The sequence below is a fragment of the Faecalibacillus faecis genome (genome assembly GCF_003024675.1).
Lineage (GTDB): Bacteria > Bacillota_I > Bacilli_A > Erysipelotrichales > Coprobacillaceae > Faecalibacillus > Faecalibacillus faecis.
On sequence record NZ_PYLP01000016.1, the window covers coordinates 21,759 to 46,361 of the forward strand.

Consider the following 24,603-nt stretch of genomic DNA (forward strand, 5'->3'; position numbering starts at 1 on the left):
TTTTACAAATTAATTATTGAGGAAACATCTCTAATATCATTATTGATTATATCAAGAATTAACGGAGTTGTAAATATACCAGAAAATCGTGAATATGTAAAGAAAAATTTTTATTTTATTCCATTTTTACTTAATTTTATTTTAAATCAATAAAATTTCAAGAGAATTTATTAATTTTTAACATAAAAAAACTTCTCTCTAATGAAGAAGCTTTCCTTAAAAAAATTTACTATTTATTAATAATAGCCTATATTTTTTAATTATCTTTTGATGTATATCGTATATTTTTTGCTGCATCCATATCATATTTATTATTAAGCTTTAGTTCTATTTCTTTAACCATTAACGTTGTAGTTTTTACAAATAATTTGAAGTTTTTACTATTGTTTTTTGATGAATAACAGCCGCACATATTATGATACAGATAGTATTCCATATCTAAATTTGTAATAACTATATTTAATAAATTTAGCTTATAATCAAATTTATTAAACTTAATATAAAACTCTGTAAAAGATATAATTGCAGTTAAAATAATTACCAGACCTCCATTTAAAAAATTCCAAAAAGTGAAAACTGGTATCAACAATAATGATATTGCTCTTATATAAGAACTTATTTTTAAACACTTTTTCATAGAATTTTCTTGATCAATATAATCATCCCTTGTTTTTGTTAAGTCATTCAAAAATTTTATTTCTATATCTTTGTTCATTTATTACTTCCTGAATTCGATTGAGAACCATTTGAACCATTTGGTTCAAAGACCGGTGGATACCTATTTTTATTATTATTACCTGGTAATCTTCTACTATGATGTATCCTACCATTTCTTGAAGGTGCTTCATAATCATCACGTTTTTTTGTTGGTTGTTTTCTTTTTTCTGCTACTGCAATTGCCATCGAATATTCCTCCCTTTTTTATTTAATAGTAAAAATATCAATCGTTTTAAATAATAAAAAATAATCGCACCTACTTTTTTATTAAATATGACTTTTTTCTATTTTTTTCTTGTTTATATTAATATTACAATTGCGCTGTTACAAAAAAAAGATTAATTGATTAAGTGGTTAAAAATCCGTTTAACATGCATGAATACCAACTACAATTGTTAACCGATTTATCACTTATATTATATTTATACAATTAATAATTACTTTTCTGTAATAATTTTTAGGCAACTAGTTACAGGGATGTCTTAACTGCACCATCCCTATGCACTTATATAATTACAGTTATCCCAAGATAAAGATCAATTAAAAAAATACATGTTAGATGTATTTCCATTGTTTTCCCTTTTTCTTGGGATTTTTATTATGAGTTCTTCTTCTACAAGTATCTTTATTTGCTTTCTTACTGTTCTTTCCGAAAGTCCTGTATCATTGACAATTGTTCTAACTGATGGGAAACACGACCATGTTTTCCTGTTTGCATATCGTAGTAATGCTCTATAAACCATTCTTCCTGCTGGAGTTACATTGGCACTTGATACTTTTGTATAAAAATACATATAATCCTTATTCAACTTTGACACCCGCCTCATTTATTATTTTTTTAAGATCAAATTTTATATTGTCATCTTTTTCAAACCTATATTTTAAAATTGATGTGATCTTATTTATATCTGCATATTTAACTTCTCTTTGCACTCTCTGATTGACTTGATATTCCTTGTCCAACTTTATCTTCCACTTAATGAATAATCTTAATACTGTTTTCATTGGATGCATTCCTGTCTTCATCAAAATAAAATGACCCTTTGGCATACTCTTTAATTCATCTGTTGTCATAAGAGGTCTTTCTATCATTTGTAAAGACTGTGATGGATCATTTTTCCCTTTACTAACTGATCCACTCATAACAGTCTTTGATCCAAGATTTTCACTCATTACTTTCGCTGTTTCTGAATTAGGTGCAAAACCGCCAAATAGTGTATCCTGACAGTTATCCACAATAATACTCGCTCCTTCTTTTCCATAATTCTTTTCTAACTGTGCTAATGATTGAATTATTGCTACTATGGAAATATTTCTTGATCTCGATGCCGAAAACATCATTTCTGCTGATTCGATTTTAGGGATAGTTCCAATTTCATCTAGATACATAATGACCTTTCTTTTTAATCTTCCACCCTGACTATCAGCACAAGCCAACATTTCACGATAATACTGTTGAATAAAAAGAGAAATCAAAAAGTGTTTTGTGTTATCTTCTTCAGGCATTACTAAAAAGATTGCAGATTTTTCACTGCAGAATTTTTCTATGTCAACTGTAGTTTCAAAACATAATATCTGTTCAATTTCAGAATCAATAAATGCATTTAAACGTGATAAAACAGTAGAAAGAACAGACATCATTGCCTGTTCTCCTGTATTCAAAGCAGCTCCAGCAAACCACTTTGCTTTATGGTTATCAGGCAAATAATCAAGCAAGATCTGAAACTGTGTTTTCCCTTTTATTCCAGAAGGTTTCAACAGATCCTGAACAAGTTTAAATACACTGACGATATGTCTTTCTCCATCATCACAAAATTCAGAAATAATTAAAATGATACTTGTAAGAAGTCCCTCTGCCGAATCATAAAAGAATGAATTCTGACCATAGCTCGATGCACTTTCTCCATCAGAAAAAATAATTGTTTTAGCAATTATTTTGGCGTACTTTTCTGTCTTGGCTTTTAAAGACAAATCATTTCTGTTTTGTTTGTACTGATCCATATATTTATTGACCATATGAAGCATATTGTTCCCATCTGAAAAAAGGGGGTTTCTTAAGTCAATAACTGAAATATTGTACCCATAATAATCATGAGCAATTCCACCATAATTACGATACAGATCACCTTTTGTATCCGTTGTTATAAAAGAGACACCACTGGCACAGGCATATTCTAAATTTGGATATAAAAAATGGGCTGTTTTTCCAACACCAGCAGCACCAATCATCAATAAATGAATATCATCACAATCAACATATCCAAATGTTTTTCCAAAGTTTATTTTACTTCCTACAACCAATCCCTGTGATTTCGGAAGATCAATACCTTTTCTCCAATTCACACTGTCAAATTCAATATATTTCAAACTTTGATGAACCTCTTTATCTGTCGCAAATCGAGCTGTTCCATATTGTCCATCACCGACTGTTTTCGATTTGATCTTATTCAGATTATAGTTTCCATTAAAATACATAGCACATCCTATAAAAAGAAAGAATAAAATACCAAACGCTATAAATATTCCTTGTGATTTTGTCATTGTTTTTTCTCACCTTCTTCACCTATTCATTCAAATCCTTTCATTTGAAAAGACTCCTCATAATTTTCAACTGGTTCAACATATTCACTGATAATATTCAAAGCCTCATCATAGCTTTTCGCATTGAAAGTTATTCTTTCAAACATCTCGTTGGCTTTTTCTTCATACCCTGCACTTTTCAATGTTCTTGAGGCAATACCCATAAGATTAAAAATATTTCCATCTTCACCTATCATCTTTGCCTTTGGTCGTTCTTCTTCAAGAAGACCATATGCCTGTTTATTTTCCATAGCTTTATAAATCTCCCTTCTATAATGAACATCCATATAAAAAAGACCTGCAGATAAATTTCTACAAGCCTTTACTAGATTATTTCTGTTATTTCCTTTAACACAGTTTTTATAGTCAGCTACTGACTGACAAACATTTTCAAACAACTTTTTTGTATTGCCATTGTCCCTATAACTTCTATAATCCTGTTTTAAATATGACCAGACTGGTGAATTATCTGATAATGGATGAGAGAATCCTAAAAGAGAATGCTCATGGATCATTGTCATTTTTAAAAGTCTATCCAACTGTGCCTGAAACTTAAAATCATCTCGTGGTTCTTTTCCATTAAAAGAATAATAAAACTTGGCAAAAAGCGAATCAAATTCATCTTCTTGAAATTTGTCTTTTACAATTGTTTTAAAATCACTTTTGATATTTGAAACATATTTCATTGCTTCCTGATATTTGGGACTGTCCGTTGATTTAATAAATTCAACATTATTTTGTTCTTTCAGATCTTCATTAAAATCTTTATTTCTTGCTCGAATACATGAAATAGTGTAACTGCCTTTTTCATTTAGAAAATCACTTATTCTCTCTGCTCCTTCGATACCTGCAATATCATGATCCAGACACAAATAAATTTTATTAATATTTGGGTGAACATCTAAAAAATGATCTAGTCCTATTTTAGAAAGTCCATTCAAAGCAATATAACTGTTTTCCATCCAATTCGCTTTGTTTAAAGAAATATAGGAAAGCATATCAATAGGTGCTTCAAAAACATAAACCTTGTTGGATGATCCTTTATAATGAAACGGATATAATGGATCAGAGCCTTCTATATTTCCTCTAAATGACTGATTTTTACCATAAGTTGCAGTACCTCTTTTATGCCCATGACGAGCCACACCATTTTCATCCAAACCAACAAATACAGCATTGTGATATTCCTTATCTTCGTAGATCAAACCTTTTCTTACAAATTCATCAATGACTTCCTTATCAAGAAATCTTGTGTTCAAAAGATATCCATAGACCCTGTTTAAAGTTTCATTTTTTTCAGGAAGTTTAAATTCTGCCTTCTCAGTTTTTTCATAAGGAACTGACATTTGAAGATCACCCACATTAGATAGAAGAAATTCCACAGCCTGCTTAAAATTATAGTTAAAATATCTTTGAACAAACGCTATTGGATAACCACCTGCTTCTGCCTTCCAATCATAAAAGCGATTACCTCTTACAGTAATACTTGTATGCCTTGCCCATCTCATATCCTTTCCTGATTTTATGAGTGCTTCACCTTGCATTTGAAGAAAAGATGCAATATCAACTGAATTAGCCATTGCAATCTGTTCTTCACTGAACATTCGTGCCATTACTGATGCCTCCTTGCTTTTTTCTTTTTATTTTGCTTTTTGCCTTTGATTGACTTTACTTTCATAGACTCATCTTTTTGTATATGCTTAATACTTTTAATTTTATCCTTCATATCTTTCACCTTTTTCTTCAAATTAAAAACGAAGTGAATGATCATCTTCTCTATGTCCCGTTGCACTTCGTTTTCTTATTAATTTCTGTTTGAGTTTATGTTCGACTCCTGTAAGAATGGTATTTCTTATTGGCAACTCATTTTCAATGATTCTTCCAATATGACGAAACATTCTTGTTGTCATCATACTTAATGGAACTTCTTTTATATCATCTATATGATCTAAAAAATATTGAGCGTATTCATTTCCATTTTCAGCGGCCAATGTTAATAGTTTTATAGCTCTCTCTTTATCCTTTTCAACATCTTTTCCTAAAAGGTACATTTTGCCTAAATAATACTGTGCATATTCATTTCTATATTCACAAGCTTTATTCAAATAATAAATTCCTTGCTCTACATTCTTTTCAGTAACTTCACCTTCAACAAGAATTTTACCAATTTTAAATTGTGCTACTGAAAAATTTTCATTTGCCGACTGATAAAGATAATGAACATACAAATCATTATCTCCTAATTCCCTATAGATATTTGCTAGTCGGTTATAAGCAAATTTGTTATCACCACTTTGTTTATAACACTCTATTGCCTTATCCAAATCACGATCTACATAGAATCCATCATGATAGATTTTGCCAAGTATATATTTAGCTAATGGAAGTTCACATTTTTCAAGCCATTCTATACTTTCTGGAATCATTTCAAATTCATTGTTTTTAATTGCTAAATTGATATCACCTATTTTTCTATAGTCACGTCTTATTTTATATCCTTCCAACAAACTTTTTTCTTCATTAAATTCCATACCTGATTCATTAGTCACATCATCCAATTCACTATTGCCGAAATTGTGAATATCTTCAAAATCCTGCATGACCATATTTAAAATCATATTCTTGATGCTTTTAAATTCTTTTTGTTCAAGTAGTGGTAAACGTTCAAGGACAGTGTCATTATATGTTTCATTGACTTGTTGTTTATACAGATACCATTGTTCATAGAGCTGTGCTATATTTTTATCCTTTTCCAACTCTCTTAAAATGTCGTTGATGATCTGCTTTGATTCCTTTGGAATATAGGCATACATCATTCTTCCATGATAATCTTTCAAGCTCATTTTTAGTTTTAAAAGGTCATTAAAGATCTGCGAACTGTCAAAATGTTCATGATCCATTCCATTTAAAATTTCAACGACTTTTTCTTTACTGTATTTTTTTATTTCATCTCGATTGGCAGTCTGATTTTCATAAATATGTAAAAGATCATTTTTAAAAATACTTCCAGCATACTGTTTTCTGATTGACTCTATTCCTTTTTTAGTTAAATAACCCTCTTTAGGATTCTTTGAATAGGCAACCATATGAATATGAGGATGATGACCTTCATTATGAAAAGCAGCAAACCATTTGAGATTGTTCGGATCTATCTTCATTGCCTTTGCCAGATCATTTCTTTTTTCCTGACAAAGTGACATCCAGCTTTGAACTGAATCAAAGCCTAAACGGGTAGCATCCTCTCTTTTTATAGAAATGATATGTGTCCAGACGTTGCCTTCATGTTCTCCTATTTCTTTGACAACATCACTCAGTTCAAATTGAAGACCTGCATCTGAAAACAAACCATGCTCACCAAGTTTTTCTACTCTAGGACGATGTGAAATATAATCTATATAATTTTCCTTTGTTGTAATATCATCAAGATTAGTATCAATCACACTCGATATAAATTCACTGGCATTTTCTCTTGTTGGATTTTCTTTGAAATCATTATATTCAAACATTCCTGTTGCAGTTGGATAATCCTTTATAAGCTGTTGAATAAGTTTCTGCTGTTTCTTTGTTGCCTTCATATTTCCATAATCACTTTTAAACTTTTCTACACCTTCTCTGGTAGCAATATAATTCACATAATATTCTTTATGACTTTTACCTTTCATATATCCTGACTTAACAATAATTCTTACCATAATCTTTACCAAATAAAAAAGGAAACCTTTTTAAAGTTTCCTAACATATACTTCCTATCTTCTATTTAAAAATACATCTGCAAGATCATATCCCAAATACAATGCCTCTTTAAAAATAACTATTTCATTTTCAATTTCTATTTCTGATGAACATCCTATCCATTCTTCATTTATTTTGTTTGCTTCTTCCTCACCATATACTTGTATCAATGCCTTCATAATTTTTTTATGAATTTCATCTCTGATTTTATTTAACTCACATTTTTTTGAAGAATCCTTTCTAGTATTTTCATAGAATAAGTCATCTCCATAATAAAGTTGTTTTATAAATTCATCCTGTTTTGACATGTAGATCATTCCTTTCTAGACGACATACTATCACAACAGTTTTTATATAGCTATTATGAATCAGGAACCTTTTTGATATTTATTTATTTCTTCAAAACTTATCTTGCCATTGGTTGCTTTAACTTCGTTCATACACTTCACTCTTAATTTTTTAAGAGTGTCATTATCAACATCAGCTATTGCTGATAGAACATTCATGACCATTGAAAGCTCTACAGTATTTTTATATAGCAATTTTGAAATACGATCTTCACTTGATTTAACAGTTCCTTGAACTGCACTTGAAATAGCAACAGGCAAATACTGATTTTCCAACGTTGAGCGATTGTAACCATCATAAAACATAATTGCTCTTTCAATAAACTCACTTCGACTTTTGCTGTCATCTGTTTTTGTCATTTCATCCAGTCTGTCCATCACATCTTGACTTAGCCAAATCGTTGTTCTTTTCTTATTCACATTTTATTTTCCTCCAATAAAAAAAGGATACCTTTGTATCCGTTTTTCTCTATTATATATAATTTTAAATTTATCAATTTTATTATTCTGTTTATAATTTTACATTCATTTTTTCATCAAATATTCTTGAATTTTCAAGCAATCAGAAATGACCCCATTTGTGTCGTAGGTAGTGCATAGGTAGTTAATAGGTAGTTATTCTCAATACACTGGTATATTGACTTTCAGTTTTGTATAAACTATAATGTAGTTGAGAAAAGGAACTGCCAGTAAGCGGTTGTCCTTGGATTTTGTATTTTTGTTAAAATAACTAACTCATACTTTGACCAGGAGTGAGGTAGTTATTTTTTTTCACTTTTATCAATTATGATAAGAAGTAATTTAATAACAAGCATCATTAAAGACACGACAAGTGTTAAACAAGTTAACACTACCATGACTGTTTCATATGTTGTCATTCGCATCACCTCCGTTTTTCATATTTTCCCAAAACTTCTAGGAATGTGAATTTCGAAGGATTGCGTACCTTCGTCATGACGACCAAGGATAACCACCTACCGTATACGGCTGTTCCATTTATGATTATAACATATCACATATTTTCAAACTACATTTTTCGTCAAAATTCTGCTTACGCTGTTTTTGACGACCTGTTATCTCCTGTTGTTTCTAGGAGAACATTTAATATACAACGCCACTATTGACGCACTGTCTTCAATAATGACGTTGTTTTTCTTTTGTGAACTTCTTTGAAACAACGGGCATTGCCCGTTGTTGTAAGGTGAAGCGACGTCGCTTCTTTAACCTGCACACGCCACATCTTTTAAAAGTTACCCTTATTTTTCAATTCAAATTGGACATTCTATCCATCTGTTTTGAAAAATCTTTAAAATAAGGGCACACGTTTTTAAACAAATAAAATTGGCATACTTATTCCATATTTCTATAAAAAGCGCACACGATCAAAATTTACCGCCAAACACTCCTTGATACATTGATTTATGGATGTTCCTCAATGATCGTTCTAGGCTTTTTACTAACGACAGGTTCATCTCCTTCTAATTCTTCAATGAATTCTCTAACCTCTGGTTTGACGTGTTTTTTATAGATTTGATTCAAGCTTTCCATAATTTCTACTTCAAGTGTTGTATTTTTCTTTGCAAGATTTGAGTTGATTGCTCGAACTCTTGCTTCAGGATATTTTATTTTTATCTCTTTTTGTTTAACCATTTTTAAAACCCCCTTATCGTTATTTCAATTTTTTCAAACACTTCTTGCTGCTCGATTTCCTCTAATTCATGAAATCTTTCTTTATATTCATTGACCTGTTCATCGGTTAAAGAAACTAGATCTTCTGATCCATCATCTCCTGCAATAAAAAAAGTGCCAGCAATAACATCTCTGCCAACACGTCTGTTTGCCTGTAAATTCATGAGTTTTCCTTCCTCGTTACAGACAAGAACAGTATTATCATTCAAGTCGATTTCTTCAATTAGACCGCCAACAACTCTTTGCATACCATCCAATGTATTTTCTATATATTCAACTTTTGGTTCTTTCATCGGTTCAACAACGAGTACACGTATTTTTTCATCGGCTTCTCGTATTTTCTCCTGATTTTGAACACTTTCAATAACATAGAAGCTGTCTTCACCTACAATAAGACCTAAACTTTGACCATTATCCCACTTCATATGGATCGTTCCCATATCATCAACTGTTTCTACAGTTCCTAATGTTCCAGAGGGAACAGGATGATGAGGATCGTCCATAGAATTGAGCATAAGCCTTGTTCCCTTTGGATATTTCTGTTTGATTTCCTTAATTTTATCTTGATTCATTTTCCTCACCTCCTTACATTTGCAAACTAAAATTTATTTTATTTTCCTGTTCGATATTCAACAGATCAACTTGAAAATTATCCTTAATAAACTCATTGACTTTGCCTGTTGGATGTCCTATATCTCCATCATCAAAATCACTTTGAAGTTGCATCGCAACAGAATTGATAAGTTCCATAAGATAATCTCTGGAATATTCTGTATTAGGAAACACCTTGTTGATATAAATACCATTTGTATCAAACAGTACCAAGCCATTGTGCTTTATAGAGATTTCAAGATCACCAAACATCCCTGCATTCTGTACAAAATTTCCAATTTCTTCATACTGAAGATCTATACATTTTTCATGATCCGTTTTTAAACAGCCAACATATTCTGTATGCAAGTAGTTCTTTATAAATTCATTTTGTTCATTCATTGCTATCGTCCTTCCATCATATTCAGTCTGTAATAACCACTCCAGTAAGACACAGTATTCATGGCAACATTGCTGTCGTTACTGTTTTCATGTATCCACACAGCTTCACCTTTTGCATTATTTCCTGCATAGATTCCCACATGAGTTGTCTTTCCTGATTTGTTAATTAAAAAGGCAAGATCACCCGCTTTGAGATCTTGCTTTGCTATTTTTTTGCACATTTTTATCTGTCCTGATGTATTTGTATTGCCAAGATTATTGTTCATAACAGTCCAATAGACCCAGTCTACAAAATGTGAACAGTCCAGTCCTTTTTTATTTCTTCCTTTGCTGTCTGGTGCAACAGTTACTCCAAAATCATTACCATCATATCCTGCACACTTGGCAGAACCACCCCAGTAATAAGGTATCTTTCCAACAGCATCCGCAGCCTGCATCACTATTTTCTTTCTGATTTCACTTGTATCTTCAGGCATATTTTTTATCAGTTCATCCATCTGCTCTTTGGAAAGTGTTGTGACTGTTTTTCCATCATTTCCAATCAATGCACCATAACAGGTTTCCATTGACTTTTTTGTATCTTTCAGCAGTTTTTCATTCAGGTTCTTTTCTAGACTGGCATAGATGACGGCGTTTACAGAAGTAGGGACTTTGACTTCTTCACCCTCTGTAAAACTGTTGACCCATACCTCTGCCATTTCATCTGAAAATACTTTATGCTGTGAAGAAACCATATAACCAATAAAATACCCTTTGACCTGATAAATATTAAGCGATGATCCATTTGTAAAAGTCTGATTAATTTTGTCAATATGACTGTCAATCAACACAAGTCCATCCTGTATTTCCTGAACATATTGCTTCATTTCACCTGTAAGTTCACTAATTGGATTGCCTTCAAACAGATCCGTTACAAGATTGTGATTGAATGAAATACCATCTGAAAAAATAGCACCAATTAAAACAGTAATAGCAACAAATGGTGAAACAATAACAACAGCTACATTTCTGACAAACTTCCTGCCATCATCACTGCTAAAAAAAGACAGAGCTAACTTTATAAGTTTTGTTTTCATTACTGTCTGACATCTCTATAACCATAAGGATACATTGCTGCTTCTGTTTGATTTAAAACAGTTTCTTTCATTTTTTCAACAGCCTCATCTAAATACTTTTCATCAAGAGAACAGTCTTTATATCCTTGCTTGATTATTTCATAGTATTCCTTACCTGGTACTCCATATTCATAACCATCATTCATCACATAAAACATCGCCTCAGTTGTAATTGTTCCATTAGAAATTCTCAAATTTTTCTTTTCGTAGAGGTGTGGATAACCCTCATAGCGATCAAGAAAATGCTCATCGTTTTCTGAAATTTCCCAAATACCTACAGGTACTTCCATTCCCTTTTTTGGTTCTACTGTCGCAACTGCATTGCTTTTATTTCCTCTAAACACCATTTCATAATTTGACAACATGCCTGTTCCAACCAGTTTAGCATCTGGACATCTGTGTGCCATCTGCTCCCTGTTTAAATTACTGCCATAAGCCACATAATATTTCATTCTTTTCTGTTCCTCCTTTACATCTGTTGCATGTGCATTCCAAGTTCTTCTTGAACATCTTCCAATGATTCATTATTTGTTTCCTGTGCACTTTGCAATCTTTCTCTTTGCATAACTGCCTGTTGTGGATCTTTCCATGCAATACATCCATCTAGATTTTTTAAAAGATGATGTCGTGCTGTTTTAAATTCATCGCCAATAAGTCCAAGTCGTAAAAGCCAAGTCCTGAACGTATATTTCTCATTAGACGAATGTGTCTTAACTCTGCTTGCCTTATTTTGAACCAGTGCCTGATGAGATATTGCCAAACAAAACTGGATATAGGTCTTGATTTCACCTGCATGAAGTGTTCCATTAAACATCCGAAATTCTATTGTTCCTTTTGAAAAAACACTATGAAAATTTAAGGCATGATACCTCGAATCATCATAGTGTTCGTATTTTCTGCTGGTATTTCCGTCATACCAGAGATTTTCAACTTCCTCAATATCCTTTGGCTTTTTTCGATTGAGCATTTCTAAAAAATCATCATCTATTTTCTTACAGAATCGTACTTCTCTTTGCGGTCTTACCTTTAAAGCTTTAAAGATAAGATCCTCTTTTGAATACATAATATTTGCAATATTTCTTAATGATCTGGCAGTGTGTTTTGAAGCATCCACATGAATGTGAATTCCACAGCTTTCATTGACTTTAGCATGACCATTCCTTCTTAATTCACGAACAATGCTCTGTATCGTTTCAATATCTTCATAATGACAGATAGGCGAAACAACCTCGACTTTATAATCAGGATCATAATCAAATCGATTTCCACATTGCGGTGTAATACTTGCATCTCGCACAATTTTCCATTTTCTTCCGTCTTGATCACAGACAGAATAGGTATCATATACACCACGTTCATGCCTAAAACCTGTATCAAAATGTTTAGCAATAATCAAAGCAGCGCTTCTTCTTGTTAAACCTGTCATTTCTATTTCTATTCCAAAACGCTGACTTTTCATGGATATTCATCATCCTATCTTCCGCCTTTATCACCAAACAGTTTTGATTTATAATCTGGTGCATGAACAATAAGGTTGTATCTTTCACTTCCACATTTATAAAGACAGGCACCTCTTTGTGGATATTTAATAAGTTCATATTCACTTTCTTCAAGCTGTAACGTATCAATATAAAATCTTGCATCCGTATTTCCTGCATTGAACAGGAACGTATGTGTTGGTATTGAAAACAATGGTTTTGTTAGTTCTCTGATTCCTTCAATATTGAAATCTTCCAGATTTTGAGAAGCTAAAATAACAGAACTTTCCTTTTTTCGAACACGCTTCATAAAATTTCTAATGTATTCTACTGCTGTTGTATTTGTTAAAAAAAGATAAAGTTCATCGATTGAAGCTACTGTAAACCCTCTTTTCAACAGCTCATTGGACATATAGGAAAGGATATTAAAAAGCATCGCATCTTTTAAAGACTTATTTGCCTGTAAAAGATCCTTAACACCAAAAGTCACAACCTTTTGTGAATGAATATTGGTATGCCCATTAAAGAAACGACTGTCACTTCCCACACATATTGAATTTAATAAAAGCAATATTTCACGCAGTGATTCTCTTGTATAAATGTTATTTCTGTTTGTGTTGTAATGTTTGTATTCTTCATCAATGTAATCATAGAGATCACTCAATATAGGGTAGTCGTCATGTTCTAGAACACTAAGATCCGTCTTTTCATTAATGTTGAATCTTTGATAGACCTTTACCAACATAATTTCTAACGTATCGATTTGCTCTTCTGTAAACGCCTTATATGTCTTGAAAAAATCCTTTAAAAAGGAAATATGCTGTGCAAGAACTGTTGACTGTTTAAATGCAACAGGAACATCATCTTCACCTGAATCTTCTATATCTTCTGACCATTGTTTTGGTTCAAGAACATTAATGATATATCGTCCTGCCATCATATCAATAAAAACACCGCCAAGATTATAGGTTACTTCTTCATATTCATGTTCAGGATCTAGAGTTATTAAAGACATTCCCTGTTCTCTTAAATTCAACAGTAAAAGTTTTAAAAGATATGACTTCCCCTGTCCTGAATTTCCAAGAATAAGAGCATTGGCATTTGTTCTGTCGTCACTTCTTTCATTGAAATCAACAATAATATTGCTTCCAAATTTATCGTGACCTATATAGATTCCATGCGGATCTGTCTTACCTGAATAGTTAAATGGAAAAAGATTTGCAACACTTGATGCTGGAAGAACACGTTCAAACTGCTCCTTGAATCCATCATATCCCGATGGAGTAACCGCTAGAAATCCTTCTTTTTGTCTTAAAAGAAGACGATCAACATTCAACTTGCTTCGCACAAGTTCTGTCATCATTTCAGTCTGAATAAGTTTAAGCTCATCATAGCTGTCAGCAATCAACTCAAAATAAACAGCACAGTGAACAAGTGGTTCTCTGTTTCGATGCATATTGGCAATCAGCTCAATAACATCATTAAGATTACTTTGAGCAGTTACTGTTTCTTTTAGATCTTGCGTATTGCTTTGTCTGAGCCTGTTTTTATTAGCTGCATTTCCAATAATCTTCTTTTCTTCTGCAGAAGTGACCTGTCTGGCATAAATATGCAAGGTGACTCCGTCTTTTTCACCCATATAACGTAAAAGTGCCTGTTCATCTGTAGAGGTTGGATACTCTCGTAATGCCCAGACACTTCTGTAGCTGTTTCCACAAATAAAATATTCTGTATAGAAACGTATTGTTGAAGGTGCAATCATATCAAGATAATCCTGCACTTTGATTTCTTCTTCATCTTCAACTTCACTCTTTTTGAATTTACCAAATAATTTATTGAATGCCATCATACCACCTCTTTCCGTCGTAATCTTCAAACTGACTTGTTGTAACATTCTGTTCAAAATAGACAGCCAACATTCTTTTAATCATTTCCTTATCTGCTCGTGTTACAGAGATATTTTGCATACGAATGAGTTTTTCAATACGATGGATCAAAGAATGTACTTCTAACTGATCATCAGGTTTTATACGAACAGCGATCAGGAAAAGTCGTGCTGTTGCTGTCTGTGTTTGAATCTTATCCAAATGATACAGATCTTCTTTAAGAAGCTTGATAACAACTTCTTCTGTTTCTTCCTGAATTCTTTTTTTCAGAAAATATTTGTTTTCTTCAAAATTATCTCGACTGTTCAGACAGATAATTTCAATATCATTTAGTCCTTTTACAACATTTGTAAGTGCAAATATCTTTGCACCTATGTTTTCTTTTGACATAACAGAAAGATTTTGTGGCTGAACAACAAAAAAGACGACTTCCTCTCCATTAAACAGTTTTAAACTGTAATCGGTAATCGTCTTAGTATTGATTAGCATCCTTGTACTGGATACTTTTTTATTTTTCTTTGTTTTCTTTTTCACGGTATCTTTCTTCTCTGTTTTCTTCTTTCTTTTCATCATAGCCTCCATTTCTTTTTCCTGTTTTCTGTATTCAAGGGTGTTTTTATTTCACCTGTAAAATGCCATTTATATAGCTGTTGTGAAAATATAAAGAAGGCAAAGGCATATGATAAAAAATCAAAGATACTGGTATCAGCCATACGGATAGTTAAAAAAGCATAGCACCCTACTAATGCCATTGGCATATAAAAATTGGCATGAGAAATGGCAATCACTCCAATGATTGCCCCCACACCTACGATTCCAATATCTCTTAAATACCATAGCCATAATGTTGCCTTCCCTTTTAAATTATCGGGATACATATACATTTTAGTTCAACCTCATTTCATCATTCATTTTTCTATCGACCTGTATATAGGTCATCCATTTCTTTTCATAATAATGCTGTTCAAGATAGCGATACAATAACAGATTCACCCACTCATCATATTCTGGAACTTCTTCATAAAGAATGATTGGCTTTGAACATTGCTGTACGATTTGAACTTTTTCATCACAAATCGCATCAAAAACACAGTCCTGCCAGACACCCTTTTCTTCTGTTTCTTTTACAAGTTCATCATCAACTAAAATCATTCCACTTAACAAATTTGTATTTAAATTATCAACATCATATGTAAAACAATGCTTTTTCCCAACGATACCTTCATACTTGCATGTTGCAACAAACCATTTATATTTTTTCAGTTCTTCGATAGTCATGCTGTACCTCCTACAACAGAAATACCAAATAAGCAGGAAAAATGCAAGATGATTATTAGCTTCTGTTCATAATTGTTTTTGTAATATTCATAGCTGACTGAGCCGCATAAACAGTAGACATGATATTTGCTTTCATGCTTGTATCAAGTCCAAACTGTCCTGCAATTCGTGGAATTTCACTTGCTGCCAGTATCAAGCCGATTCCTAAAAGACAGTTTTCTTTCATAACACCCAGACCTGCAATTAAAATGACTGCCTGTAAAAATGCAGTAAGACATATACCAATGATCTGCTTGCACCATTGAATAAAACCATCTGTATAGCCACGCACAATTGAAAACATATAAAGCGATCCTACTGCAATCATTACTAAAAGGATACCTCCTCTTTTTAGATTTGCGAAGAACACTTTGATAATGGAATAACCCATCATAATCAGCAAAAAGATAAGCAGTACCGTTCCAAGCGACAGCTTTTGCATATACGACAGTGATTTAATTGCTGAATCACCTACAGACTGACTTCCTACAAGTTTAGCAAGTCCATTGGACATGGTTACCTGTAAAGAAATGCAGAATTTATACAATTCTACAGGCAATACAGTAAACAAAGACACAGCCATAAACCCTTTCATAGCATTAAGACAGGCATCTTTGATACTGCCTCGCCCGCTTTGATATTCAACAGCTATTTCAAATACTGCAACGACCATTCCTGAAACAAACAGCGCCCATCCAAAAAGTCTAAACAGTTCTATAATGGCTCTTACAAAGTCATAGTCAAACAGATCGGCTCCCATTGATCCCATCATACCAAAGAATTCACCTAAAAATTCAAGTAGCTTACTGTAGATCCAGTCAACAATCTGACCCATGACCTTATCTGCGACAAAATCCCATAAAAACATAATCTATTCCTCTATAGGACTTTCCAGATATAGTTTGGTGCAATCAAGGAAAATGTTAAACACGCAAACAGTATTGCTGGTGTTGTCCAATCAAACTGTCCTTGTTTTCTGTAATCAAAATATGCCATTGCAAGTTTAGCAAAGAAAAAGACAGCAAGTATGATATCAATAACAGGAAACACAACATTGTTAACAATATTTTTAATCTGCGACTCCATTTGTTTCCAAGCCTGCTGAATAACACTTGAAACATCTCCTGATGCATAAGACTGTTTCATTGTTAATACAAGCATTATTAAGACGATCGTCAAACAGATAATGACCTTTACTTTTTTATTCTTTAAAATTTGTACCATTGTTTCCTCCTTCTCTAAACAGCTTCTTCGATTGTCTGTTCATTTAATAAATCTACAAGATCCTTTGCAAATAATCCTAAATCCACATTTTGCTTTAAAAGACAGGTAATCATATCTTTTCCTAAATAGCTCAACACATACTGTGGATTGGTAATGACCATTTGTCCCTGTTCAACAATGATCTGAATACTTTCATAATCCAAATGGCACATATCAAATACCCTTTTGGGAATGCAGTAAAAATCTTCATCGAACAGTTCTTTTTCATTTTCTGCAGTTACTTTAAAGCACTTGTCCTTGATTCCATTTTCCTGAATCAAACAGACCGTTTCACCTTTTCTTAACAGCAACTTATTAACTAAACTTTCAGGAAGGGTCACTTTATTCCCTTCCTCAAGTTTCATCTGATACTCATTCATCATTTTCATCACCTCCATCCTGCTCAAATAAATCAAGCTGTTTCTGTATTCCTGAATTCTTCATAGGATTGTAGTTGGAAATCAACACTTCTGGAAACTGTGAACTCTTATCATAACGAAGAGCCATATTGTTGATTCTTGAAAATCCTTCAATATAAAAATCTTTGTACAGATCTCGTATAAATTCACAGTCATTGTAGGAAAGCAGGAACTTTCCCTGTAATTTCTTTAAGGTATTCCTTAAGCGAATGTGATCTTCCTTTGTGAATACGACAGAATAATGTCCTTCAGTTTCATAGTAGGGAGGATCTAAATAAAAAAAGGCATCTGATCGATCGTATTGAATAATCAGTGCCTCAAAATCCTTGTTTTCTATAACTGTATTTGCCAATCTGTCGCTGATTTGCCAGACCGTATTAAATGCTTTACGTACATCATAAGGTCGACATCCAAAAGTTTTACACCCTGAACCATAGGAATATCTGACAAGCTTAAAAAATGCAACAGCAAGTTTTACATCCTGTTTTTCAATTCGTTCTTGCTTCATGATTTCCATGATTTCTTCTTGCTGAAGTTCGGTAAAATAAACCTTTACCTTTTCCATTTCTTCCTGTAAAAATTTATCTTCTACTCTTTGCTTGGTTATAATTTCTTTATAAAGATTAAAGATATTTCTTCCGTTTTCAGGAAGATAACCAAGTTCCTGAATAAAAGCCAATGGCTGATCTCTTACAACCGCAAACATATTTGAAAGGTTGTTGTTGAAGTCATTATAGACCTCAAACTTATCTGGCTTTTTTCCAAACAGTACCCACCCTCCTCCACCAAACACTTCAATATATCTTCCATAGCTTTGTGGAAATCTTGCATAGATCAAATCTCTAATAGACTTCTTTCCACCTACCCATGAAATCAAACTGTTCATTTTCATCTTATAGTCATCACCTCCTTCAAAATTATTTTTCTTTGTTACAGACAGATATTCTTAAATGGAAACCATTCAATATCTGCAATCCAGTATTTATAGACAATGTAAAGAAAATAGGTAATGAAAATGACTAACAGCATAAACATTACCTTCTGATTTCTATTCATCTTTACCTCTTTTGATTTTACAAATCACTGCTGCAATTAATAATCCACTGGCAATTAGTAACGCACTCAATGATTTATAGTCTGTATCATCACCTGTTTTTACAACAACAGGTTTTGCTTCATCTTTCATAACTACTTTTTGAACTTCTCCTGTATCAGAGATTGTAAATTCAACATCACTTGCAACATTGTAGCCTGCAGGTGCTAAATCTTCATGAAGCACATAAGTTTTTGAAACAGTTAATCCTTCGATTCGATGTGGTTCTTTTCCAGAAGTCCATGATTCAACTACTTCACCTGTTTCCTTGTCTTTTAAGGTAAGTTTAGCTCCTTCAATTTCTTTTCCAGTTGTTGCATCTACTTTTGAAATATCTACCTTTGTGATTTCATCTTTCATTTTAACTTTAGTCACACTTCCATCTTCATTTACTGTAAATGTTACATCACTTGCTGTTGCATATCCTAATGGTGCAAGATCTTCATGCAAGATATATTTTTTACCTGATACAAGACCTCTGATAATGTGAACATCTTTTGTTGATGTCCATTCTTCTACAAGATTTCCATCTTCATCTCTTAATGAAAGCTTTGCACTTTCAAGTTCTTTTTCATTAGTTGCATCAACTTTTGAAATTTCAGTTGCTGTCTTTTTATTAAGAACATCAAGTTCTTTTGAATAGATGATTTTATCTGTGTGATCATAGCTTAAGTCAATGTCATAGACCTTATTGTTTTTAACATATCCTTCTAATTCTTGTACTTCTTTCAATTCATATTTTCCAAGTGGTAGTCCTGAAATATGAATTTCACCTAATTCATTAGTCACATAATATCCGTTTTCTGAAATATCCATTGAAACAGCTTCACCTTTTTTATAAAGAAGTGTATTTCTTCCATCAAGTGAATAAATGTCTTCTTTTGCTGTTAATTGGAAAGTAACACCTGAAAGATCTTCTAATGTATCTCTGTCTCTTTTTTGTACATGGATTTCACCATGAGGTGCAATGTTCGTTACATTCTTTGTAATGACATATTCTTTAGTTGTTAGATCTTTTTGTTCAAGATTGATCTGATGTACTTTTTCTGAAAGCACATATCCTTCATTTGTTAAAGTTTCCTTTAATTCATATTTGCCCATGAATAACGAATCAATGACAAGTTTTCCATTGGCATCTGTTTTTCCTTTAGCAACAGTAGCTCCTTTTGCATAGCGTAAAGTACCATCAACTGCACTGTAGATATTTTCTTTGGCAGTTAATTCATATTCAACATCAGCTAGTGCTTCATTTGTAGCCTTGTCTGTCTTTGTTAAAATGATTTTTCCTTTTGGCTGTGCATTTTTAACTTTGACAGTTAGAATTGGATCTTCATCCTCATCCTTGTCATAATCTCTTGTATTTGTAATTGTAAATTTTACAGATTGTTCTAGTTGCAAGAAGCCTTTAGGTGTTTCTACTTCTTCGATAGAATAATCTCCCGCGTCTAACTGTAAAGGAAGTGTTACTGTTCCTTCTTCGCTGTCTTTTACTGTAACAACGTTTTTAGAATTAGTTGTAAATGTGTCATATTTTTTACCGCCAACTTTTTGTACAACATAGTTTCCTTTTGAATCTTTGATTTTAAATGATGCACCATTTAATGTGACTTTCTTTCCTGATTCAGCATCTAATTTGATAATTTTAAGTTGTGACGTAAATGGTCGGTTATTCACATTGACACGTTTTACCTGTTCAACATCTTTATATTCACTGTAATCATCTGTTACTGAAATTGTGAAATCTGGTGCTGTAATATAATCTTTAGGTGTCTTTGTTTCTTTGACGATATATTTCCCGTAAGGAAGATATGGTGTATTTGCTTTACCATTTGTATCAGTTGTGATGACTGCATAAGTTGTAGCATTATCCCATCCGACATGGTTAACTTCACTGTACAATTTGAACGTGAACTCTGCTCCTTGTAATCCTTTAACAAGACCTGAAATACTGTCTTTTTCTCCTGACTTGAAAACTTGGATCTTTTGCATATTCACTCTGTTAGTACCTTTTGCACTTCTTGATACTTTTGAAACTGTTTGTCCTTCATACTCAATTGATACACTGATCTTTGCATCATTGAAGACCAATGAATCATTTGTTTTTGATTCTTGAATGTAATATTTCCCTAATGGCAATTCACTCCAAGCAATCTTTCCATTGGCATCTGTTTTCTTGCTTGATACCAATGCACCTTTTTCATAGTAAGTTTTTGTTCCAGCCTGATTTGTAATCTTTTCACTTGCGTGTAATTCAAAAGTAACACCTTCAGCAGTAGCATCACCTTTTAGACCATTCGTTTTAGAAGTATCGATTTCTTTTTGAAAATCAATGTTTCCTTTAGGTTCATCATCTGTAACACTCAATACTGTTGTCTTATCTTTTTCTACTTTGACTGTAAAAGTATCTGTGTTTAAAAGATAACCATATGGTGCTTCTGTTTCCTTGACTTCATAAGTTCCAACCAATAGATCATTCACTTTGATCTTTCCATTTTTTACAACAGTATTTTCATTATAACCGTCATATGAAACAGATTTGATATTGAATTTTGCACCATCAATAAGATCTTGATTTGTATTCTTTTTAGTTAATTCCAAGGAACCAAAATCAAGCCATTCAATATTTAAATATAGACGTGCATCATCAGGATCCATATTCCAAGTTCCTTGTGCTTGAGTTCCAGCACCTCCATCATGAATAGCTAACGCTGTAAATCGTTCACATCCGTTTCCACATACATTGTCACTCACAAAATTTGATGGTGAATTTTGACATGGTGCTGTGAAATAAAAGCTTTGTCCGCCATAGACTTTTGCAGTACCACCTGTTTGTGTTGCAGAAGTTCCAGCAATGTGAATTGTCACATTTGAAGCCAATGGGATATTCACTTCAGCAGATGAAGCACCATTTAACTTCACAGTATTTGTGACTTGTTGATTATTTGTCTTATCATAGCTTGCTTTAAACAATGCTCTGTTTCCTGACTTGTTGCCTTCCCAAGAAACACCATTACCTGGATCAGGTAATGAAATGATTCGACGATAGATGTTCATGATATTTGTACCATAATTACTTCCGAATGTTTGGTTGAACAAGTTTTCATCAAAACCTTTCCATTGTCCTGAATAAGCGCCACTTAAAAAGATATGTGTCAAAAGATATTTGATATCATCATTTGTAAGAGGGTCATCTGGACAGATAGCTGTCTTTAGATCAGCATCCGCAGCAAATTCACCATAGGCTGCCGGACCTCCAAAGCCATAATAAAGTAGCTTTCTTACGTTTTCATTATTTTCAATGACCTGTGCAGGATATTTACCACTTGCAGGTGTTTTCTTTTCTGCTTCCAAACAGAAAGCCCATTTACCATCGTATTTACATGAATACGTTGACCATGAAGCAATGGATGGAATCTTTCTGCCCCACCATTCTGGATACTTGATATTTTTCACTCTTGTAAATTCTTTAGGAACGGATGGATCATAAGCATTTACGACACTCATTCCAAGCGTATTGAAACACATTGAAAATACCATTCCTATTGCCAAAAAAATCTTATATAGTTTAGAAAGTTTATTTTTCATTTTACTTTTTCTCCTGTTATTTATTGTTTGCAATGCAAGTTTCAAACATCGCCCTACTTCTTTTGTTTATTAAATGCAAAAAGGACAATCTTTCGATTGTCCTATGGCTTGAATACCCATTTGTTTAAATACATATATTCCTCCAACAAAAAAAGACAGATCATATCGACCTGCCTGCTTATAATATCAAATGGATAAAGAATGAGAGATTTTTATAAAAATTGTTGGTAATATTTTGAATTTTTCAGTAATTATTTATGATAAACTATTTACTTATTCTTTATCCGCATTTAATTCTATCATGTTTCTACATAGTTTGATAATGATTTACTTATAAATCCAATTTTCATTTGTGCCATAACGATAATGCGAAGCACCACATACTTCTTCATTTCCTGCACAATGTCCTTCATCTAATAATTGGTTAATTAAAATCTTTACTGAGTAATCGTTGCTATTATAGTAAGACTCATAATCTTTATAATCTATTGAATGTGTCAATTCTTTTCCACAATCACATTTAACCCAATATGTCACTCTTAAAATCTTTGTTTTTTCTTCCTTTTGAGGTTGTTGTGCATTAGTAGTATTTCCACTTGATGCTGGCTGACTTGGTGTTACAGAAGAAGGCTGATTACTTTCAACAGGCTGTATTGGTGTTTGTTTTGTTTCTACTTTCTTTTGTGTTTTATTTTCATTAGTATTTTGATTACTCGTTTCCTCTTGAGTTTGCACATCACTTTTTACAGATTCTTGATCTTCCTGAATCGTATTTTCTTCTGCTATTTGTTTGGATGTATCATTTACACTTTTATCACTTTCATTGGTTTCATCTTTGGATACATCTTTTTTCTTTGATTTCTTTTTTGATGCCTCTTTTTGTGAAATAACTACTTCTTTTTTGTTTTCTACATGGTTGTTCATTGGTAGTGCATTACAAACAACCAACAGTGTAGATAATGCTAAAACTATAATATTGCTTTTTTTCATATATTCTCATCTCCTCTACTCATTATCATCATTAAATTTGTACAAAGTCTATACTTGTATTTATTGCTTATCAGAGCTACCATTACCTTTATTGACTTGAAAAAAGCACATTGTAGCAATTCCTATAAATGCACCTATTTGCATTGAAACAATAGATATGATTATTTCTTTCATTGTACCACCTTCTTTCATAAAAAAAGATAGTAAATCTTCTGATCTACTATCTTATCATTCATATTCATTTTTAAAAGCATTACACTATTTCAATCCAACATAAATAATCGGCAATCTTCACTTTCATTCCATCCAAGATATGTACTCTTTGTATTGGACTTACTAACGAATCTAGTGTTCTCCAAAATACTTTTTCACTTAATTCGTTGTTGTTAATATAAAATTTCATTTGGTTTCCTGCTTTCTTTTAATGACATCCATTTTACCTCATCTTTGAAGTAAAAAATAGCGATTTTTAGGTAGTGACACCCTTTTATATGGGTGACATCCACGTAAATCGCTATTTTTTGATTCTTTAAAATATCTTAAAAAACGTTGATTTCATCGGCTTTTTTTCGATGACATCCATTTTAACTCTTAATTTTGGTGGAGATGGCGGGAATCGAACCCGCGTCCAAAAGCAATTCCTCCAAAGCGTCTACAGTTTAGTCCATTGAATGATTTAACTTGGCTACAATCAACGAACAATTTTACACCAAGCGATTCTTTAAATTTTCGTGGTTAAAGTCAAGACCCCTTCAACCCTTATCCTAAAAGTTATAATACTAACAAATAGCTATAGGCTCACTAAATGTTAGCAGCTTTCATGTCTATGTCGACTAAGCGAAAGCGTAATTAGTTTGTCTGTTTCCAGTTATTTTTTGTTTGAGTTTAACGTACTCCAACGACTGCAGCTAAGGTCAAACATACCCCTGTCGAATCCAAGACATCCCCAGATTAGTAATAATTTTTAAGTGATTTTTCGATATCTCTTTTTGCCGCTTTTTCTTTTAGATCATTACGTTTGTCATAAAGTTTTTTACCTTTTGCAAGCGCAATTTCTAATTTAGCTTTAGAACCACTAAAATACATTTTGGTAGGTACAACGGTTAAGCCACCTTCTTTAAGTTTATTTGTTATTTTAAGAATTTCTTTTTTATGAAGCAAGAGTTTTCTTGTTCTTCTTGCTTCATGATTAAAGATGTTTCCATGATCGTAAGGAGCGATATGCATGTTTTCTACATAAACTTCATCATTTTTTATTCTGACAAAAGAATCTTTTAAATTCACATTTCCTAACCGCACAGATTTAATTTCAGTTCCTTTTAATTCAATACCTGCTTCGTAAGTATCTAATAAGAAATAATCATGATGCGCTTTTTTATTTCGTGAAATAATCTTCATA

The 24,603-nt window shown here is 32.5% G+C and carries 26 protein-coding genes and 1 other RNA gene; all 27 read right to left on the reverse strand.

Annotation, left to right across the window (positions count from 1 at the left end):
* Nucleotides 1-256: 256 nt before the first annotated feature.
* The 27 genes from C7U55_RS10565 to smpB all read right to left on the reverse strand — a co-directional run bounded on the left by C7U55_RS10565 (nucleotide 257) and on the right by smpB (nucleotide 24,602).
* A complete protein-coding gene (locus C7U55_RS10565; RefSeq protein WP_106988535.1) occupies nucleotides 257-715 on the reverse strand; it encodes a hypothetical protein in 459 nt (152 codons plus the stop codon).
* The gene (locus C7U55_RS10570) at nucleotides 712-903 is read right to left on the reverse strand and encodes a hypothetical protein (protein WP_106988536.1); all 192 of its coding nucleotides are present in this window, start codon (nucleotides 901-903) and stop codon (nucleotides 712-714) included. Before C7U55_RS10570 ends, C7U55_RS10565 begins: the two co-directional genes overlap by 4 nt.
* A gap of 350 nt (nucleotides 904-1,253) precedes the next feature.
* Complete coding sequence (locus C7U55_RS10575; RefSeq protein ID WP_106988537.1) at nucleotides 1,254-1,526, reverse strand: helix-turn-helix domain-containing protein; 273 nt, start codon at nucleotides 1,524-1,526, stop codon at nucleotides 1,254-1,256.
* Nucleotides 1,519-3,258 (reverse strand): VirD4-like conjugal transfer protein, CD1115 family, encoded by a 1,740-nt coding sequence (locus C7U55_RS10580; protein ID WP_106988538.1) that lies wholly within the window; start codon nucleotides 3,256-3,258, stop codon nucleotides 1,519-1,521. Before C7U55_RS10580 ends, C7U55_RS10575 begins: the two co-directional genes overlap by 8 nt.
* A gap of 26 nt (nucleotides 3,259-3,284) precedes the next feature.
* Nucleotides 3,285-4,910, reverse strand: coding sequence for a DUF3991 domain-containing protein (locus tag C7U55_RS10585; RefSeq protein ID WP_106988539.1), 1,626 nt, complete (start codon nucleotides 4,908-4,910; stop codon nucleotides 3,285-3,287).
* Between the two features lie 135 nt (nucleotides 4,911-5,045).
* Entirely contained in the window at nucleotides 5,046-6,989 is a 1,944-nt protein-coding gene (mobP3, locus tag C7U55_RS10590) for a MobP3 family relaxase (protein WP_106988540.1), read from the reverse strand.
* A 54-nt stretch (nucleotides 6,990-7,043) separates the two neighbouring features.
* The gene (locus C7U55_RS10595) at nucleotides 7,044-7,337 is read right to left on the reverse strand and encodes a hypothetical protein (RefSeq protein WP_032089690.1); all 294 of its coding nucleotides are present in this window, start codon (nucleotides 7,335-7,337) and stop codon (nucleotides 7,044-7,046) included.
* A 60-nt stretch (nucleotides 7,338-7,397) separates the two neighbouring features.
* The gene (locus C7U55_RS10600) at nucleotides 7,398-7,796 is read right to left on the reverse strand and encodes a ribbon-helix-helix domain-containing protein (RefSeq protein WP_239985197.1); all 399 of its coding nucleotides are present in this window, start codon (nucleotides 7,794-7,796) and stop codon (nucleotides 7,398-7,400) included.
* Nucleotides 7,797-8,795: 999 nt separating this feature from the next.
* Complete coding sequence (locus C7U55_RS10605; RefSeq protein ID WP_022001022.1) at nucleotides 8,796-9,026, reverse strand: hypothetical protein; 231 nt, start codon at nucleotides 9,024-9,026, stop codon at nucleotides 8,796-8,798.
* A gap of 2 nt (nucleotides 9,027-9,028) precedes the next feature.
* A complete protein-coding gene (locus C7U55_RS10610; RefSeq protein ID WP_106988541.1) occupies nucleotides 9,029-9,637 on the reverse strand; it encodes a DUF3846 domain-containing protein in 609 nt (202 codons plus the stop codon).
* A gap of 13 nt (nucleotides 9,638-9,650) precedes the next feature.
* Entirely contained in the window at nucleotides 9,651-10,058 is a 408-nt protein-coding gene (locus C7U55_RS10615; RefSeq protein ID WP_106988542.1) for a hypothetical protein, read from the reverse strand.
* 2 nt (nucleotides 10,059-10,060) lie between these two features.
* Nucleotides 10,061-11,134, reverse strand: coding sequence for a C40 family peptidase (locus C7U55_RS10620; RefSeq protein WP_106988543.1), 1,074 nt, complete (start codon nucleotides 11,132-11,134; stop codon nucleotides 10,061-10,063).
* Complete coding sequence (locus tag C7U55_RS10625) at nucleotides 11,134-11,625, reverse strand: gamma-glutamylcyclotransferase family protein (RefSeq protein WP_106988544.1); 492 nt, start codon at nucleotides 11,623-11,625, stop codon at nucleotides 11,134-11,136. Before C7U55_RS10625 ends, C7U55_RS10620 begins: the two co-directional genes overlap by 1 nt.
* A gap of 17 nt (nucleotides 11,626-11,642) precedes the next feature.
* A complete protein-coding gene (locus C7U55_RS10630) occupies nucleotides 11,643-12,632 on the reverse strand; it encodes an amidoligase family protein (protein WP_022001027.1) in 990 nt (329 codons plus the stop codon).
* A 14-nt stretch (nucleotides 12,633-12,646) separates the two neighbouring features.
* Entirely contained in the window at nucleotides 12,647-14,497 is a 1,851-nt protein-coding gene (locus C7U55_RS10635; protein ID WP_106988545.1) for a VirB4 family type IV secretion system protein, read from the reverse strand.
* Nucleotides 14,484-15,107: a hypothetical protein gene (locus tag C7U55_RS10640; RefSeq protein WP_106988546.1), complete on the reverse strand. Its 624-nt coding sequence runs from the start codon at nucleotides 15,105-15,107 to the stop codon at nucleotides 14,484-14,486. The genes C7U55_RS10635 and C7U55_RS10640 overlap by 14 nt, the downstream gene beginning before the upstream one ends.
* Nucleotides 15,107-15,421, reverse strand: coding sequence for a hypothetical protein (locus C7U55_RS10645; protein ID WP_022001030.1), 315 nt, complete (start codon nucleotides 15,419-15,421; stop codon nucleotides 15,107-15,109). Before C7U55_RS10645 ends, C7U55_RS10640 begins: the two co-directional genes overlap by 1 nt.
* A 1-nt stretch (nucleotide 15,422) precedes the next feature.
* Nucleotides 15,423-15,815, reverse strand: a complete 393-nt coding sequence (locus C7U55_RS10650) for a hypothetical protein (RefSeq protein ID WP_106988547.1) — start codon at nucleotides 15,813-15,815, stop codon at nucleotides 15,423-15,425.
* 55 nt (nucleotides 15,816-15,870) lie between these two features.
* On the reverse strand, nucleotides 15,871-16,722 hold the full coding sequence (locus C7U55_RS10655) for a conjugal transfer protein TrbL family protein (RefSeq protein WP_022001032.1): 852 nt from the start codon (nucleotides 16,720-16,722) through the stop codon (nucleotides 15,871-15,873).
* Between the two features lie 11 nt (nucleotides 16,723-16,733).
* Nucleotides 16,734-17,078: a DUF3852 domain-containing protein gene (locus C7U55_RS10660; protein ID WP_106988548.1), complete on the reverse strand. Its 345-nt coding sequence runs from the start codon at nucleotides 17,076-17,078 to the stop codon at nucleotides 16,734-16,736.
* Nucleotides 17,079-17,092: 14 nt separating this feature from the next.
* Nucleotides 17,093-17,497: a hypothetical protein gene (locus C7U55_RS10665; protein WP_146139621.1), complete on the reverse strand. Its 405-nt coding sequence runs from the start codon at nucleotides 17,495-17,497 to the stop codon at nucleotides 17,093-17,095.
* On the reverse strand, nucleotides 17,490-18,428 hold the full coding sequence (locus C7U55_RS10670; RefSeq protein WP_204638428.1) for a DNA adenine methylase: 939 nt from the start codon (nucleotides 18,426-18,428) through the stop codon (nucleotides 17,490-17,492). The genes C7U55_RS10665 and C7U55_RS10670 overlap by 8 nt, the downstream gene beginning before the upstream one ends.
* A 156-nt stretch (nucleotides 18,429-18,584) precedes the next feature.
* A complete protein-coding gene (locus C7U55_RS10675; protein ID WP_106988550.1) occupies nucleotides 18,585-22,214 on the reverse strand; it encodes a SpaA isopeptide-forming pilin-related protein in 3,630 nt (1,209 codons plus the stop codon).
* Between the two features lie 327 nt (nucleotides 22,215-22,541).
* Nucleotides 22,542-23,204 (reverse strand): hypothetical protein, encoded by a 663-nt coding sequence (locus C7U55_RS10680; protein WP_106988551.1) that lies wholly within the window; start codon nucleotides 23,202-23,204, stop codon nucleotides 22,542-22,544.
* 253 nt (nucleotides 23,205-23,457) lie between these two features.
* The gene (locus C7U55_RS13610) at nucleotides 23,458-23,607 is read right to left on the reverse strand and encodes a hypothetical protein (protein ID WP_022001038.1); all 150 of its coding nucleotides are present in this window, start codon (nucleotides 23,605-23,607) and stop codon (nucleotides 23,458-23,460) included.
* A gap of 195 nt (nucleotides 23,608-23,802) precedes the next feature.
* Nucleotides 23,803-24,152, reverse strand: a transfer-messenger RNA (tmRNA) gene (gene ssrA / locus C7U55_RS10685).
* Nucleotides 24,153-24,155: 3 nt separating this feature from the next.
* A complete protein-coding gene (smpB, locus tag C7U55_RS10690) occupies nucleotides 24,156-24,602 on the reverse strand; it encodes an SsrA-binding protein SmpB (protein WP_106988552.1) in 447 nt (148 codons plus the stop codon).
* Between the last annotated feature and the right edge of the window lies 1 nt (nucleotide 24,603).